Origin of the sequence: Microbacterium flavum, from assembly GCF_018717645.1 — a bacterium.
In the GTDB taxonomy this organism is placed as follows: domain Bacteria; phylum Actinomycetota; class Actinomycetes; order Actinomycetales; family Microbacteriaceae; genus Microbacterium; species Microbacterium flavum.
In genome coordinates this window covers 15,633-30,360 of sequence record NZ_JAFLHG010000014.1, presented here as the reverse complement: position 1 = coordinate 30,360, position 14,728 = coordinate 15,633, and the positions used below count along the sequence as shown (strand labels likewise).

The following is a 14,728-nucleotide window of genomic DNA, read 5'->3' as shown; positions in this document are numbered from 1 at the left end:
CCCCGAGGAGGACACCCCCATGAGAGCACTGCGATACGAGCGCTTCGGCGGCCCCGTCGAGGTGGCCGACCTCGCCGATCCATCCGCCCCCGACGGGGGCGCCGTCGTGCGCGTGGCGGCCTCCGGACTCTGCCGCAGCGACTGGCATGCGTGGGTCGGCCACGACGATTCCGTCCATCTGCCGCACGTCCCGGGTCACGAGTTCGTCGGCATCGTCGAGGAGGTCGGCGCCGGCGTCGTGTCCTGGCGGCCGGGCGACCGAGTCACCGCGCCGTTCGTCAACGGGTGCGGGCGATGCACGTGGTGCCGCAGTGGGCAGGCGCAGGTCTGCCCCGACCAGACGCAGCCCGGCTTCACGCACTGGGGCTCCCATGCGGAGCGGGTCGCCGTCCGCGCGGCGGATCTCAATCTCGTCGCCGTCCCCGACGGCATCGACGACGCCCCCGCGGCGAGCCTGGGCTGCCGCTTCGCGACGTCGTACCGTGCGCTCACCGCCCGCGCGCGGATCGCGCCGGGGGAGTGGGTGGCCGTGTACGGAGCGGGCGGCGTCGGCCTGAGCGCGATCATGATCGCTGCGGCGTTGGGCGCACGCCCCATCGCGATCGACCGCTCCCCGGACGCCCTGCGCCTTGCCCTCTCGCTCGGCGCCGAGCATGCGGTGCTCGCCGGCCCGGATGCACCCGGCGAGGTCGCCGAGGTCACGGACGGCGGAGCGCACGTGAGCGTGGATGCGGTCGGTCACCCGGCCACTCTCGACGCGGCGGTGCATTCCCTGCGCCGGCGCGGCCGGCATGTCCAGATCGGCCTTCTGCCCACGGACACGTCACCGGTGCCGATGGGTCGGGTGATCGGGTGGGAGCTCGACCTCCTCGGCAGCCACGGCATGGCTGCGGCGGACTACCCGGGGATGCTCGCCCTCGTGGCATCCGGAGCCCTCGCGCCGGAGTCGTTGGTCGGTGCGCGCGTCGGGTTCGCCGAGGCCGCCGCGCTCCTGGTCGCCGCGGATGCCGCGCCCCCGGTCGGCATCGCCGTGCTCGATCTCGGACGCGACTGACGACCCGATCGGGCGCGCCGGTGTCCCCGGCCGCGGTTAGCCTGGTCTGGTGAGCTCGCAGACTTTCGACGATCCGTACGCGGACGTGCCGTGGGATGTCGACGAGTTGACGCCGCCGGACGAGGAGGGCTTCGCGCCTCCGCCCGAGTTCGACGGCTACGCCGGAGCGCTCGCCCGCGCCACGGCATCCGGCGGCTCGACCGGCGGCGCCCCGGCCGCCGGTGCCTCCGCCGAGCGCACCGCGCGACCGGCGGCGACCGTCCCGCGTCCCCGCCTCGGCCGGAACCGCTCCGGGGAGGATCCGCGCGCCGTCCTGAAGGACGTGTTCGGCTACGACGAGTTCCGCGGCGACCAGGCCGCGATCGTCGCGCAGGTCGTGGCGGGAAGCGACGCGATCGTCCTCATGCCCACCGGCGGCGGCAAGTCGATCACCTACCAGGTGCCGGCCCTCGTCCGCGAGGGCACGGGACTCGTCGTGAGCCCTCTGATCGCGCTCATGCACGACCAGGTGGACGCCTTGACCGCGAACGGCGTGAACGCCGCCTACCTCAACTCGACCCAGTCGGCCGCCGAGCGCGCCGGGGTCGAGCAGGCCTACCTCGCCGGCGACCTGGACGTGCTCTACGTCGCGCCCGAGCGCCTGAGCGCGCCCGCGACGACCGCCCTGCTCCAGCGCGGGCGACTCAGCGTCATCGCGATCGACGAGGCCCACTGCGTCAGCCAGTGGGGTCACGACTTCCGCCCCGACTATCTCGCCCTCGGCGACCTCGGCCAGCGCTTCCCCGGGGTCCCGCGGATGGCGCTCACCGCGACGGCGACGCGCGCGACGCATCGGGAGATCACGGAGCGGCTGCACCTCGAGCGCGCCGCGCAGTTCGTCGCGAGCTTCGACCGGCCCAACATCCAGTACCGCATCGAGCCCAAGGTCGATCCGCGCCGGCAGCTCCTGCAGTTCATCCGCAGCCAGCCCATCGTCGATGGCCAGGCCCCCGCGGGCATCGTCTACGCCCTCAGCCGCAAGTCCGTCGAGCAGACCGCCGAGTACCTGCGCGGCCAGGGCATCGATGCGCTGCCGTACCACGCCGGTCTGGATGCCGGAATCCGCGCCCGCAACCAGTCGCGCTTCCTCCGCGAGGAGGGCGTCGTGATGGTGGCGACGATCGCGTTCGGCATGGGCATCGACAAGCCCGACGTGCGGTTCGTCGCGCACATCGATCTGCCGAAGTCGGTCGAGGGGTACTACCAGGAGACCGGTCGTGCGGGTCGCGACGGCGAGCCCGCGGTGGCGTGGATGGCCTACGGCCTCGGCGACGTGGTGCAGCAGCGGCGCCTCATCGACCAGTCGCCCGGTGAGCGGGCTTACAAGCAGCGACTCGGCCAGCACCTCGACGCGATGCTCGCGCTGTGCGAGACGGTCGCGTGCCGCCGGCAGAATCTCCTCGCCTACTTCGGCCAGGAGTCCGGCCCGTGCGGCAACTGCGACACATGCCTGACCCCCGCCGACACGTTCGACGGACTCGTGCCCGCGCAGAAGCTCCTCTCGACCATCGTGCGGCTGCAGCGCGAGCGGAATCAGGCCTTCGGTGCCGGTCACCTCATCGACATCCTGCGCGGCGCCTCCACCGAGCGCATCCGACAGCAGAAGCACGACACCCTGTCCACGTACGGCCTCGGCGCCGACCTCAGCGACCAGGACTGGCGCAGCGTCATCCGCCAGCTGCTGGCCGGCGGGGTCCTCGCCGCGCAGGGTGAGTACGGCGTGCTGGTCCCGGGCGAGCGGGCGGGCGATGTCCTCCGCGGCGAGGCGCAGGTCCCGCTCCGGCGCGACGTGCTCGGCAAGGGCGGCGGAGCGGCGCGCGTGCGCAAGTCCGCGGCATCCGACACGCTCGCCGACGGCGACCGCGACCTGTTCGAGGCGCTCCGCACCTGGCGCGCGGGCGTCGCGAAGGAGCAGGGCGTGCCCGCGTACATCGTGTTCGGGGATGCCACGCTCCGCGCGCTCGCCGAGCAGCGGCCGACCACGACGGCGGGGCTCGAGGGGATCACCGGCATCGGAGCCAAGAAGCGCGAGGCCTACGGCGAGGGCGTCGTCGCGGTGATCGCCGCGCACTGACCGCCCCCGCACCGCCGGAGACGCGATCAGGCGAGGTCGAGCTCCCACACGCGGAAGTGCAGTGTGCCCCCGCGCCACGGTTCGGATCCGGAGCCGGTCTCGACGAAGCCGGTGTGCCGGCAGACGGCAGCGGATGCCGGATTGTCCGCCCCGGGATGGGCGACGAGGAGATCGCGGCGCCCCTCGGCGCGTATCCGCGCGATCACGTGGCGAAGCGCGGCCGTCGCGACGCCGCGACCCTGGAACGCGGGCAGGACGCTCCACCCTGCTTCGAAGGCGGCGCGTCCGTGGTGGTCGACCGCCCAATAGCCGATCCCGCCCGCGGACTGGTCGCCGACGTCGATACGGAACATGCGTGCGTCCCCGGCATCCTGCAGCCGCAGATAGCGCGCCTGACGATCCTCGAGCTGCGCCGCGGTCTCCGGGCCGCCGAGGTGCGCCGTCATCTCGGCGGTGTTGAAGGCGTCGAGCAGGGGCCGATCGGCAGCGCCCCACGTGTGCAGGGTCACACAGCCGGTCGGCGGGTTCATCTCCTCATCGTCGCGCGGGCCTCCGACACGGGCCCGCACGCGGGCCGGGTCCTAGGCTGTCGGGCATGCCTCGCCTTCTCGTCCGTCGTCCGTCGCCGCGCCTCGCCGAGGGCGAGCTGACCCACCTCGAGCGCGCGCAGGTCGACCCCGACCTCGCGCTCGCGCAGTGGGATCAGTACGTCGACGCCTTCCGCGCTCGGGGGTGGGACGTCCTCGAGGTCGACCCCGCGGACGAGCACGCCGACGGTGTCTTCATCGAGGATGCCGCCATCGTCTTCGGCGACCTCGCGGTGATCGCCCGCTCCGGCGCGCCGTCGCGGCGCGGCGAGACCGCGACGGCGCGCGCCGCGATCGAGGCCGCGGGCATCCCCGCCGTCGCGATCGAGGAGCCCGGCACGCTGGATGGCGGGGACGTGCTCAAGATCGGGCGCACCGTGTACGTCGGGCAGACGCTCCGGACGAACGCGGCGGCGATCGCGCAGCTGCAGGGCCTCCTCGCGCCGCGCGGATGGGAGGTCGTGGCTGTGCCCGTCACCCGCCGCCTGCATCTCAAGAGCAGCGTCACGGCCCTTCCCGACGGCACGGTGATCGGCTACCCGGATGCCGTGGACGACCCCGCCGCCTTCCCGACGTTCCTCGCGGTGCCCGAGGAGCACGGCACGGCGGTCGTCGTCCTCGACGAGCGCACGGTGCTGATGTCATCGGATGCCCCCGAGACGGCCGACCTGTTCCGCGCGCGCGGCCTCGAGGTCCTCACGACGCCGATCACCGAGTTCGAGAAGCAGGAGGGCTGCGTCACCTGCCTTTCCGTGCGCCTGCGCGACTGACGCTCCGCAGGGCGGTCACGGAGCTCCTCGCGCGCGCGCCGCGTCGCGCCGCGCCGCCTAGGTGCCGGCCCCGGGGACGACGACGACCGGGACGGGGGAGTTGCGCACGATCTTCGCGGCGCTCGACCCGAGGAACACCTGCGCCAGCCGGTGCGTCGAGGACGAGCCGACGACGAGGATGTCGCCCTCCTCCCACCCCACCGAGGCGATCGCCGCCGGCCAGTCGGGCCCCGATGCCAGGGCGACGTCGACATCGTCCAGGCCGAGGGATGCGAGGTGTGCGCGCGCCTCTTCCTGGGCCGCCTCCGCCTGCGTCCGCCAGAGGTCGATCACCTGCGTCTCGGCGTGCGGGACATCGCTGGTCACGGGCGTGCGCGCGGGGGCCACGAGGAAGGTGACGACGCGCAGCCGGGCGCCCTCGGTGCGGCTGAGCTCGGCCACCCGTTCGAGGAGCGACCATCCGGCGTCGTCATCGCGGAACCCGACCGTCACTCGCTCGACCCCGCTGGTCGTGCGGTACGAACGGGGCGCGATCGCGATCGGCAGCGTCGAGGAGTGCACGAGCCGGTCGGTCTTCGAGGTCAGGCGCACGCGGCCGGGTTCGGCCTCCTCCGCCGAGCCGACGACGATGATCCAGGCATCCCGTTCCGCCGCCTGCTCCATGAGCGTCGCGGGCACCGACCGCCCCGCGACCCACACGGCCTCCGTCGGCACGTCGGAAGCGATATCGGGATGCGCGGCGAAGTCCGCGCGGGCGAGTTCGGCGCTCTGGCGCCCCTCCAGGGCCGACCACTGCTCGTACTCGCGGTCGGTGCCCGCCGCCGCCGGGGTGCCCCACCCGCGTGGCACGACCGAGACCGCGATGACCGGCTCGGGCCGGGAGCGAGCGAGCTGCAGGGCCAGTTCGATCGCGCTGCGGTCGTCGTTGCGGGGGCCGTAGCCGACGAGGTAGCTCATCGCTCGTCCTCGGGGTGGATGGGCTCGGCGATCTGCTCGTCCGAGGTGTAGTCGCCCAGGGTCGCGTGGCGCCGCCCGTAGAACAGGTAGAACACGAACACCACAGCGAGCCAGCTCACGCAGATGATCCATGTGATCGGGCGCAGGCTCGTGAGGACGTAAACGCACACGACGACGGTCAGGATCGGGACGACCGGGTACAGCGGAACCCGGAAGGGGCGTTCGAGCTCGGGATTGCGCCGCCGCAGCACCATCAGCGAGATGGCGACGACGCTGAAGGCGACGAGGGTGCCGAACGAGACGCTGTCCCACAGGTAGTCCGACGGGACGAACCCGGCGACCAGCGCCACGAGCAGCGACACGACGATCGTGTTGAAGACCGGGGTGCCGTACTTCGGGCTCACCTGCAGGAACCGCTTCGACACCATCCCGTCGCGCGAGATCGAGAAGAGGATCCGGGTCTGCCCGTAGAGCGTCACGAGCGTGACCGAGAACACTGAGATGACGGCTCCCGCCGACAGGATCGTCGCCCAGATCGGCATCCCCGTGACGAGCTCCATGATCTTGGCGAGCCCCGCCTCGCCGGCCTCGGGCGTGCCGAACCACTCCACGGGCTGCGCCGCGAGCCCCGCGATGCAGACGAGCACATAGAAGACCGTGACGATGAGGAGGGCGCCGAGGATCGCCCGGGGGATCGCCTTCTGGGGATTGCGCACCTCCTCGCTGGCGGTCGCGACGGCATCCAATCCGATGAAGGAGAAGAAGATCACGCCGGCCGCCCCGCTGATGCCCGCCGCCTGCCCGAAGAAGTTGTCGAAGTGGTCGGCGTTGAACGCGGAGAACCCGATCACGATGAAGAGGGTCAGCACGCCGAGCTTGACCATCACCATGATCGCGTTGACCGTGGCGGACTCGGAGGCGCCGCGGATGAGGAGCAGCATGCACAGGATGACGAGCACGATCGCGGGAAGGTTCAGGATGCCGCCCGTCGCCACCCCGTCGTCGCCGGGGACGAAGGAGCGCGACAGCGCGGCCGGCAGCTGCCAGCCGAACAGGTGGTCCAGCAGCTCGTTGAAGTAGCCGCTCCAGCCCACCGCGACCGCCGAGACGGCCACGCCGTACTCGAGCAGCACGCATCCGCCGACGAGCACCGCGGCGCCCTCGCCGAGCGCGTGATAGCTGAACGAGTAGCTCGATCCGCTCACCGGGATCGAAGAGGCGAGCTCGGCGTAGCAGAGCGCGGAGAGGCCTGCCGCGACCGCCGCCAGGAGGAAGGACAGGATGACGGCGGGGCCGGCGAGCGGGATCGCCTCGCTCAGCACGAAGAAGATGCCCGTGCCGATCGTCGCGCCGACGCCGAACATCATGAGCTGGAACGTGCCGAGGTTGCGGGCGAGCTCCTGCCCGTCGTGATGCCGCCGCTGGAAGACGATCGGCTTGCGGCGCGCGAGCTGCCGTCCGAGCGATGCCATGGCGACCTCCGTGAGAGTGGGAGCGGCGGCGGATCCGAGGTGGGGCAAGTATGGTGGCGTGCCCGACCCCAGGACAAGCCGACAGCGCGACTGACACTCAGTGTCAGGTTTGATGGTTTTGGGTATCACACACAGGTCGTCTGCGCGTTCCCGTGGGCGGGTTGTCGGCATCCTGCAACGTCTTTGTGCAGGCGTTGTCGCGCTCCTACCGTCGACAGTGATCTCCTCTGCCCGCCCCCACGAGAGGTACCCCGATGACCGACGCCGCCGTCCGTGAGAACATCCACCCTCGCAAGCCCGCGACCAACAAGCGCACCCCCGTCGGCGGTGCGCCCACGCTGGCGCACACGGCAGAGGAGGCGCACGAGGCGCGCATCGACATCCCCGCGGTCACCGATCTTCTGCTCGGCACGTGGGGCGACACCCGCCGCCAGGCCCGCGAGATGATCAAGGACCCCGCGTTCTGGCGCATCGACGGGCAGCCGATGCCCGAGCACCGCGAGCGCGTTCTCGGTCAACTGCGTCTGCTCGTCGAGAACGACGGATCCCGCCGCGCCTTCCCGAAGGAGTACGGCGGTCTCGAGAACAACGGTGCGAACCTCGCCGGCTTCATGGAGCTCGTCCTGGCCGATCCGAGCCTCCAGATCAAGTCCGGGGTGCAGTGGGGACTCTTCGGCTCCGCGATCTACCAGCTCGGCACGAAGAAGCACCACGACGCGTGGCTGCGCGACGTGATCGAGCTCGATCTCCCCGGCGCGTTCGCCATGACCGAGACGGGGCACGGATCGGATGTCGCGTCGGTCGGCACCACCGCGACCTACGACCCGGAGACGGAGGAGTTCGTCATCCACACCCCGTTCCGCGGCGCCTGGAAGGACTACCTCGGCAACGCCGCCCTCCACGGGCGTGCGGCCACGGTCTTCGCCCAGCTCATCACGGGAGGCGTGAACTACGGGGTGCACTGCTTCTTCGTCCCGATCCGCGACGAGTCCGGTGCGATGCTCCCCGGCATCCAGAGCGAGGATGACGGCGTCAAGGGCGGTCTGAACGGCATCGACAACGGCCGCCTCGCCTTCGACCACGTGCGCATCCCGCGCTTCAACCTGCTCAACCGCTACGGCGACGTCGCCGCCGACGGGACGTACTCCTCGGAGATCGCGAGCCCGGGGCGTCGGTTCTTCACGATGCTGGGCGCTCTCGTACAGGGGCGCGTCTCGCTCGACGGTGCCGCCACCACCGGCACGGCCCTCGCTCTCTACATCGCCCTGACCTATGCGGGCCAGCGCCGCCAGTTCGACTCCGGTGCGGGCAGCGATGAGGTGGTCATCCTCGACTACGGCAAGCACCAGCGCCGGCTGCTGCCGCTCCTCGCGCAGAACTACGCCCAGTTCTTCTCCAACGACGAGCTGCTCCGGAAGTTCGACGCCGTCTTCTCGGGCCGCAGCGACACCCCCGAGGAGCGCGAAGACCTCGAGACGCTCGCCGCGGCGCTGAAGCCCCTGTCGACCTGGAACGCGCTGTCGACGATCCAGGAGGCGCGCGAGGCCTGCGGCGGGTCCGGATTCCTCGCCGAGAACCGGATGGTGGGTCTCCACCAGGATCTCGACGTCTACGTCACGTTCGAGGGCGACAACAACATCCTCCTCCAGCTCGTCGGCAAGCGCCTGCTCGCCGACTACGCGAAGCAGTTCAAGGGCGCGGATGCCGCCAAGCTGGCCTCGTACGCTGCGAAGCAGACGGCGGGGAAGGTCTTCCACGGTGCCGGGCTCCGCCGCCTCGGTCAGGCGGTCGCCGACTTCGGCTCGACCGCGCGCTCGGTCGAACTGGGCCTGCGCGCCGAGCAGCAGCACGAGCTCCTCGCGGGCCGGGTGGAGCAGATGATCTCGGACATCGCGGCACGCCTGCGCCCCGCCTCGAAGGCGTCGCCCGCCGAAGCGGCGGCGATCTTCAACGCGAACCAGGCCGAACTCATCGAGGCCGCGCGGGCGCACGGCGAGCTCCTGCAGTGGGAGGCCTTCAGCGACGGCGTCGCGGGGATCGCCGACCGCGGCACCGCGCAGGTCCTCACGTGGCTGCGCGACCTGTTCGGCCTGCACCTGATCGAGAAGCACCTCGCCTGGTACATCATCAACGGACGGCTCTCGACGCAGCGCGCGGCATCCGTCACGCGTTACATCGACCGGCTCGTCGCGCGGCTCCGTCCGCATGCGCAGGACCTGGTGGATGCCTACGGGTTCGAGCCCGAGCACGTGCGGGCACCGATCGCGTCGGGTGCGGAGCGTGAGCGTCAGGAGGAGGCGCGCGCCTACTACGCGGCGCTGCGCGCGTCGGGTGAGGCTCCCGTCTCGGAGAAGTCGCGCGGGAAGAAGTAGGCGCCGAAGGGCCGGCGAGTCCGGGAGGTTCCGCACTCGCGGACGATCGGTCGGGAGCGCGGGACGATCGGTCGGGCGCGGGTGATGCGCGGTCCGCGAGCATGGACACATGAGCATCACCGCGCCCGTTCCCGTCTCCGCGCCGCCGACGATGAGGTACGGCGGCCTCATCGTCGTGATGCTGCTGAGCTTCCTGCTCGTCACCGCCGAGTTCCTGCCCAACGGGGTCCTCACCGAGATGGCCGCCTCGCTCGGCGTCACTCCCGGCCAGGCGGGCCAGACGGTCACCGCCACCGCCCTCGCGGGGCTGCTGGTCGCGCCGACCGTCGGGCTGCTGCTGCCCCGCCTCGACCGGCGCGCGCTGCTGTTCTGGGCAGCGGTCGCGGCGACGGCCTCGAACCTCGTCGTCGCGCTGGCTCCGGGCCTCGTGACGATCCTGCTGGCGCGCTTCCTTCTCGGTGCGGCGATCAGCGCCTTCTGGGCGATGTCGATCACGGTGGCGGCACGGCTGTCGAGCCCGGACCGGATCGGTCGTGCGGTGATGTTCGGTTCGGCCGGCGTCTCGCTCGCAACCGTGGCGGGGGTGCCGATCGGGGTGGCGCTCAGTGAGGCGCTCGATTGGCGCCTCGCCTTTCTCGTCATCGGCGCCGCCACGGCGCTCGTGAGCGTGGCGGTGCGCGTCGTGCTCCCACCGGTTCCCGCGGCGCCGGCGTCGAGTCTCCGGATCCTGGCCGACACCCTGCGTCGCCCGGGAGTCGCCGGCGGCATGCTCGGGCATGTCCTCGTCGTGTTCGGGCACTTCCTCGCCTACACGTACGTGCGCCTGTCGCTCGAGCGCCTGCCCGATGTCGACGGCGGCACGATCGTGCTCCTGCTCGCGCTCTTCGGGGTCGGCGGGCTGGTGGGCAACGTCGTCGTGGGCGTCGTGGTCGACCGGGCCTTCGGGCGACTCGCCGTCATCGGTCCCCTCGTGATCGCGCTGTCCGTCGCCGTCTTCGTGGTCCTGCCATCGACGCTGCCGGCGGTGGCGACGGCGATCGTGGCGTGGGGCTTCTTCTTCTCGTCGTGGCTCATCGTCGTGAACACGTGGGTCGGTCATCGGATGCCCGACCGGCTCGAAGCGGGCGGCAGCCTCGTGGTCACAGGGTTCCAGCTCGCCATCATGATCGCGGCGGGGCTGGGCGGATTCCTCGTCGATGCGGCCGGCGTGGTCACGGTGGACGTCATCGGGATCGCGTTGCTCGTGACGGGGTCCGCGCTGTTCGGCATGTCTCTGCGCGCCCGGGGCGCGGCGGCGGCCTGACGCGCTACCTCGGGAGCGTCGGGCGAGCGTGCCCGCGCCACGAGGACGGGGTGACTCCGGCGTGGCGACGGAAGGCGCGGCTGAAGCCCTCGTCCGAGGCGTAGCCGAGAGTGCGCGAGGTCTCGGACACCGGAACCCCGGCATCCAGCATCTCCTTGGCGCGCCGCATGCGCACCTCGGTCACGAACGACGCGGGGGAGCTCCCGAAGGCGCGCCGGAATCGTGCGGACAGTGCCGAGCGCGACATCACGCCGAGGGCGGCGAGCCGTTCGAGCGTCCACTCGTTCCCGGGGTCGTCGGTGATGGCCTCGACGACACGTTCCAGGAACGGGTCGTCGGCCCGCGGAGGCCAGACCGGTGTGCGCGCACGGGACGCCCATGTGCGCAGAGCGGAGAGCAGCACCGTCGTCACCATGAGTCGGCAGATGGTCTCGTCGCCCGCTCGAGACTGCTCCGCACCGGGGCGCGGCGCGCCCAACTGCGCAGCCAGCTCCGCCGCGGCAGGCTCGGCACGGATGAACCCGCTGACGAACAGGAACGGCGGGAGCGCTCGCGTGTCGATGGTCGGGGTGAGCGCCAGCGGCACGGCCGTCACCTCGGCGCCGGACTCCGACACGAGGACGATCGGCGCGCAGCCGAGCGACAGGAAGGCATCCCCTGCGAGCATGGTGCGACCGCTCAGAGCGGGCTCGGATGCGCCCGAGACGGCGTCCACCGCGCATCCCGTGCGCCCCACCGCGTCTCCCGTGATCTCGCCCGCCCGCACGTACACGAGAGAGGCCTCACCTCTGCCGAGCGGCAGGGTGCCGTCCGCGCTCAGCGTGACGCGCATCGCCTGACCGGGGCGGACGTCCAGAGAAGCGAGGGCGCGTTCGAGCGCGGGCACCGTCATGCGGGGAGCAACCGTCGGTCCCCGACCCGTATTCCGCCCCGGGGGGTCACGCCGCGATAGCCTCGACGGGTGAGCGATCTGCGCATCGGACCGGACGGGATCGCGCGATGCGGGTGGGTCGGCGACGACCCCGAGTACCGTCGCTACCACGATGAGGAATGGGGCCGGCCGCTGCGCGGTGACCGGGCCCTGTTCGAGAAGATGTCGCTCGAGGGCTTCCAGGCGGGTCTGTCCTGGATCACGATCCTGCGAAAGCGCCCCCGCTTCCGTGAGGTGTTCGCCGGCTTCGAGCCGACGACGATCGCCGCCTTCGGGGACGCCGACCTCGAGCGTCTGATGGGGGATGCCGGCATCATCCGCAACCGGGCGAAGATCCTCGCGACGATCGGGAATGCCCGCCTCGTCGTGCAGATGGCGGAGGGCGAGCTCGACACCCTCATGTGGTCGTTCGCCCCGCCGGCGCGCCCCGAGGCCGACCGCCCCGCCCATCTCGGGGCTGTTCCGGCCACGACCCCGGCATCCGACGCCCTGTCCACGGCGCTCCGCAGAGCGGGCTTCCGGTTCGTCGGGCCGACGACGATGTACGCCTTGATGCAATCCGCCGGGATGGTCGACGACCATCTCGTCGGCTGCTCCTTCGCCGGCGCCTCCGGCGCCTGACGGGCCGCGCGGGCCGGACTCGGCGCGGTTCCGCATACGGGCGGTGCGCGGTGTCGGGGGCGGGGGGGGCAGACTGGGCCCATGGCCGCCGCGCACATCGCCGACTCCCACGAGCTGATCCGAGTCGTCGGAGCGCGGGAGAACAATCTGCAGGGGTTCGACGTCGAGATCCCCAAGCGGCGGCTCACCGTCTTCACCGGGGTCAGCGGCTCGGGCAAATCCAGCCTCGTCTTCGAGACCATCGCGAACGAGTCGCAGCGCCTCATCAACGAGACCTATCCGACGTTCCTCCAGCAGTTCATGGGCCAGTTGAGCCGTCCCGACGTCGATGCGCTCGAGAACATCAGCCCGGCGATCGTCGTCGATCAGGAGCGGATGGGATCGAACGCGCGGTCGACCGTCGGCACGGCGACCGACGTGCACGCGATGCTGCGGCTGCTGTTCAGCCGCATCGGCAGACCCCACGTCGGCTCGCCGCAGGCGTTCTCCTTCAACGTCCCCTCGGTGTCCGGCGCCGGGTCGCTCACCGTCGAGCGCGGCGGTCAGACGGTCGCGGAGCGCAGGACGTTCGAGATCACCGGCGGCATGTGTCCCGCCTGCGAGGGCCTCGGTCACGTGAGCGACATCGACATCGACGAGCTCCTCGACCGTTCGCTGTCCCTCCGACAGGGCGCCATCACCGTGCCCGGCTACACCCCCGACGGGTGGATGGTGAAGGGCTACGCCGAGTCCGGGTTCGTCGATCCCGACGCGCCGATCTCCGCCTACACCGAGCAGCAGCTGCACGATCTCCTCTACCGCGAGCAGACCAAGGTGAAGGTCGCGGGCATCAACATGACCTACGAGGGACTCGTCCCCAAGATCACCAAATCCATGCTGCAGAAGGACCGCGACAGCCTGCAGCCTCACATCCGCGCCTTCGTGGAGCGCGCCGTGAAGTTCATGCCGTGCGCGGCATGCGGCGGGACGCGGCTGAACGACGGCGCGCGGTCCTCGAAGATCGCCGGCCTCAGCATCGCGGATGCCGCGGCGCTGCAGATCACCGATCTCGCCGCCTGGGTGCGCGGGATCGATGACGAGACCATCGCCCCGCTGCGGCGGACACTGCAGCAGACGCTCGACTCGTTCGTCGACGTCGGGCTGGGCTATCTCTCGCTCGACCGGGCCAGCGGCACCCTCTCCGGGGGTGAGGCGCAGCGCACCAAGATGATCCGCCACCTCGGCTCGGCCCTCACCGACATGACCTACGTCTTCGACGAGCCGACGACGGGGCTTCACCCGCACGACATCCAGCGCATGAACGACCTGCTGCTGCTCCTGCGCGACAAGGGCAATACCGTGCTGGTCGTCGAGCACAAGCCGGAGGTCATCGAGATCGCCGACCACGTGATCGACCTCGGGCCGGGCGCGGGACGACGCGGCGGGCACATCACCTACCAGGGCGACGTCGCCGGTCTGCGCGCCTCCGACACGATCACGGGGCGTCACCTCGATCATCGTGCGCGGCTGAAGCCGTCGGTGCGCGAGCGCTCCGGCGTGCGGGAGATCCGCGGTGCCTCTCTCCACAACCTCCGCGGCGTCGACGTCGACGTGCCCCTCGGCATCCTGACCGTCGTCACGGGGGTGGCGGGGTCGGGGAAGTCCTCGCTCATCCATGGGAGTCTCGCCGGCCGGGAGGGCGTCGTCACGGTCGACCAGGCGCCGATCAAGGGCTCCCGACGGTCGAGTCCCGCGACCTACACCGGGGTGCTCGATGAGATCCGCAAGGCGTTCGCGAAGCACAACGGCGTGAAGCCCGGCCTGTTCAGCGCCAACTCCGAGGGCGCGTGCCCCGCGTGCCGCGGCCTCGGGGTCATCATCACGAACCTGGGCTTCACGCAGAGTGTGGAGACCCGGTGCGAACTCTGCGGGGGATCGGGCTTCAGCGACGCCGTCCTCGACTACACCCTCGGTGGACGCACCATCGCGGAGGTGCTCGCCATGTCGGTGGATGAGGCGATCGTGTTCGTCGCGGATGTCGGGAACATGGCCGCCGCGGCGGGTGTGCTCGCACGCATGGCCGAGGCGGGCGTCGGCTACATCACGCTCGGACAGGCGCTCAGCACGCTGTCCGGCGGTGAGCGTCAGCGGCTCAAGCTCGCGATCTCGATGGCGAAGAAGGGCGCGGTGTACGTCCTGGACGAGCCGACGACCGGACTCCACCTCGCCGACGTCGCGGGTCTCCTCGCGCTCCTCGACCGGCTCGTGGATGCCGGCAACTCCGTCATCGCGATCGAACACCACCAAGCGGTCATGGCGCACGCCGACTGGATCATCGACGTGGGGCCCGGGGCAGGCCGCGACGGCGGCCGCGTCGTCTTCGAGGGCACACCTCGCGACCTCGTGACCCAGGGCGGCACGCTGACCGCCGAGCACCTCGCGCGGTACGTCTCCGACACCCAGGGCGCCTAGCCCGGACGGGCTCTCAGCGGGGTGGTCGGCCCCCGTTCGGCATCCGCCAGGTCGGTGACGTAGGCTGTGCGGGTCCGTCCAACGTGTGTGCCTGCTT

The 14,728-nt window shown here is 71.3% G+C and carries 11 protein-coding genes; 7 read left to right on the top strand and 4 right to left on the bottom strand.

Translation table 11 applies throughout. The features are described from left to right. Nucleotides 1–19: 19 nt before the first annotated feature. Nucleotides 20–1,054: a zinc-binding dehydrogenase gene (locus J0P97_RS13700; RefSeq protein ID WP_215488353.1), complete on the top strand. Its 1,035-nt coding sequence runs from the start codon at nt 20–22 to the stop codon at nt 1,052–1,054. Between the two features lie 49 nt (nt 1,055–1,103). Next, nucleotides 1,104–3,167 (top strand): DNA helicase RecQ, encoded by a 2,064-nt coding sequence (gene recQ, locus J0P97_RS13695; protein WP_215488352.1) that lies wholly within the window; start codon nt 1,104–1,106, stop codon nt 3,165–3,167. A 26-nt stretch (nt 3,168–3,193) separates the two neighbouring features. Here recQ and J0P97_RS13690 read toward each other — a convergent pair whose 3' ends face one another. After that, nucleotides 3,194–3,697, bottom strand: coding sequence for a GNAT family N-acetyltransferase (locus tag J0P97_RS13690; protein ID WP_215488351.1), 504 nt, complete (start codon nt 3,695–3,697; stop codon nt 3,194–3,196). 65 nt (nt 3,698–3,762) lie between these two features. Between J0P97_RS13690 and ddaH the strand changes: the two genes are divergently transcribed. Further along, a complete protein-coding gene (gene ddaH / locus J0P97_RS13685) occupies nt 3,763–4,524 on the top strand; it encodes a dimethylargininase (protein WP_215488350.1) in 762 nt (253 codons plus the stop codon). A 57-nt stretch (nt 4,525–4,581) separates the two neighbouring features. Here ddaH and J0P97_RS13680 read toward each other — a convergent pair whose 3' ends face one another. Next, nucleotides 4,582–5,481, bottom strand: coding sequence for a universal stress protein (locus J0P97_RS13680; RefSeq protein ID WP_215488349.1), 900 nt, complete (start codon nt 5,479–5,481; stop codon nt 4,582–4,584). Then, nucleotides 5,478–6,953, bottom strand: a complete 1,476-nt coding sequence (locus J0P97_RS13675; RefSeq protein ID WP_215488348.1) for an APC family permease — start codon at nt 6,951–6,953, stop codon at nt 5,478–5,480. The genes J0P97_RS13680 and J0P97_RS13675 overlap by 4 nt, the downstream gene beginning before the upstream one ends. A 254-nt stretch (nt 6,954–7,207) precedes the next feature. Between J0P97_RS13675 and J0P97_RS13670 the strand changes: the two genes are divergently transcribed. Both J0P97_RS13670 and J0P97_RS13665 read left to right on the top strand, forming a co-directional pair. Continuing rightward, nucleotides 7,208–9,325 (top strand): acyl-CoA dehydrogenase family protein, encoded by a 2,118-nt coding sequence (locus J0P97_RS13670; RefSeq protein WP_215488347.1) that lies wholly within the window; start codon nt 7,208–7,210, stop codon nt 9,323–9,325. 109 nt (nt 9,326–9,434) lie between these two features. Further along, nucleotides 9,435–10,628 (top strand): MFS transporter, encoded by a 1,194-nt coding sequence (locus J0P97_RS13665; RefSeq protein ID WP_215488346.1) that lies wholly within the window; start codon nt 9,435–9,437, stop codon nt 10,626–10,628. Between the two features lie 4 nt (nt 10,629–10,632). Here J0P97_RS13665 and J0P97_RS13660 read toward each other — a convergent pair whose 3' ends face one another. Beyond that, nucleotides 10,633–11,520: a helix-turn-helix transcriptional regulator gene (locus J0P97_RS13660; RefSeq protein ID WP_215488345.1), complete on the bottom strand. Its 888-nt coding sequence runs from the start codon at nt 11,518–11,520 to the stop codon at nt 10,633–10,635. Between the two features lie 69 nt (nt 11,521–11,589). On the opposite strand from J0P97_RS13660, the gene J0P97_RS13655 reads away from it, so the two are divergent. Beyond that, a complete protein-coding gene (locus J0P97_RS13655) occupies nt 11,590–12,180 on the top strand; it encodes a DNA-3-methyladenine glycosylase I (protein ID WP_215488344.1) in 591 nt (196 codons plus the stop codon). Between the two features lie 81 nt (nt 12,181–12,261). Continuing rightward, nucleotides 12,262–14,631: an ATP-binding cassette domain-containing protein gene (locus J0P97_RS13650; protein ID WP_215488343.1), complete on the top strand. Its 2,370-nt coding sequence runs from the start codon at nt 12,262–12,264 to the stop codon at nt 14,629–14,631. Nucleotides 14,632–14,728: the final 97 nt, after the last annotated feature.

Excerpts from the sequence above, each read along its gene's own strand:
- J0P97_RS13700 (WP_215488353.1), top strand. The coding sequence starts at position 20 with ATGAGAGCACTGCGATACGAGCGCTTCGGCGGCCCCGTCGAGGTGGCC.
- J0P97_RS13690 (WP_215488351.1), bottom strand. The coding sequence starts at position 3,697 with ATGAACCCGCCGACCGGCTGTGTGACCCTGCACACGTGGGGCGCTGCC.
- ddaH (WP_215488350.1), top strand. The coding sequence starts at position 3,763 with ATGCCTCGCCTTCTCGTCCGTCGTCCGTCGCCGCGCCTCGCCGAGGGC.
- J0P97_RS13680 (WP_215488349.1), bottom strand. The coding sequence starts at position 5,481 with ATGAGCTACCTCGTCGGCTACGGCCCCCGCAACGACGACCGCAGCGCG.
- J0P97_RS13675 (WP_215488348.1), bottom strand. The coding sequence starts at position 6,953 with ATGGCATCGCTCGGACGGCAGCTCGCGCGCCGCAAGCCGATCGTCTTC.
- J0P97_RS13670 (WP_215488347.1), top strand. The coding sequence starts at position 7,208 with ATGACCGACGCCGCCGTCCGTGAGAACATCCACCCTCGCAAGCCCGCG.
- J0P97_RS13665 (WP_215488346.1), top strand. The coding sequence starts at position 9,435 with ATGAGCATCACCGCGCCCGTTCCCGTCTCCGCGCCGCCGACGATGAGG.
- J0P97_RS13660 (WP_215488345.1), bottom strand. The coding sequence starts at position 11,520 with ATGACGGTGCCCGCGCTCGAACGCGCCCTCGCTTCTCTGGACGTCCGC.
- J0P97_RS13650 (WP_215488343.1), top strand. The coding sequence starts at position 12,262 with ATGGCCGCCGCGCACATCGCCGACTCCCACGAGCTGATCCGAGTCGTC.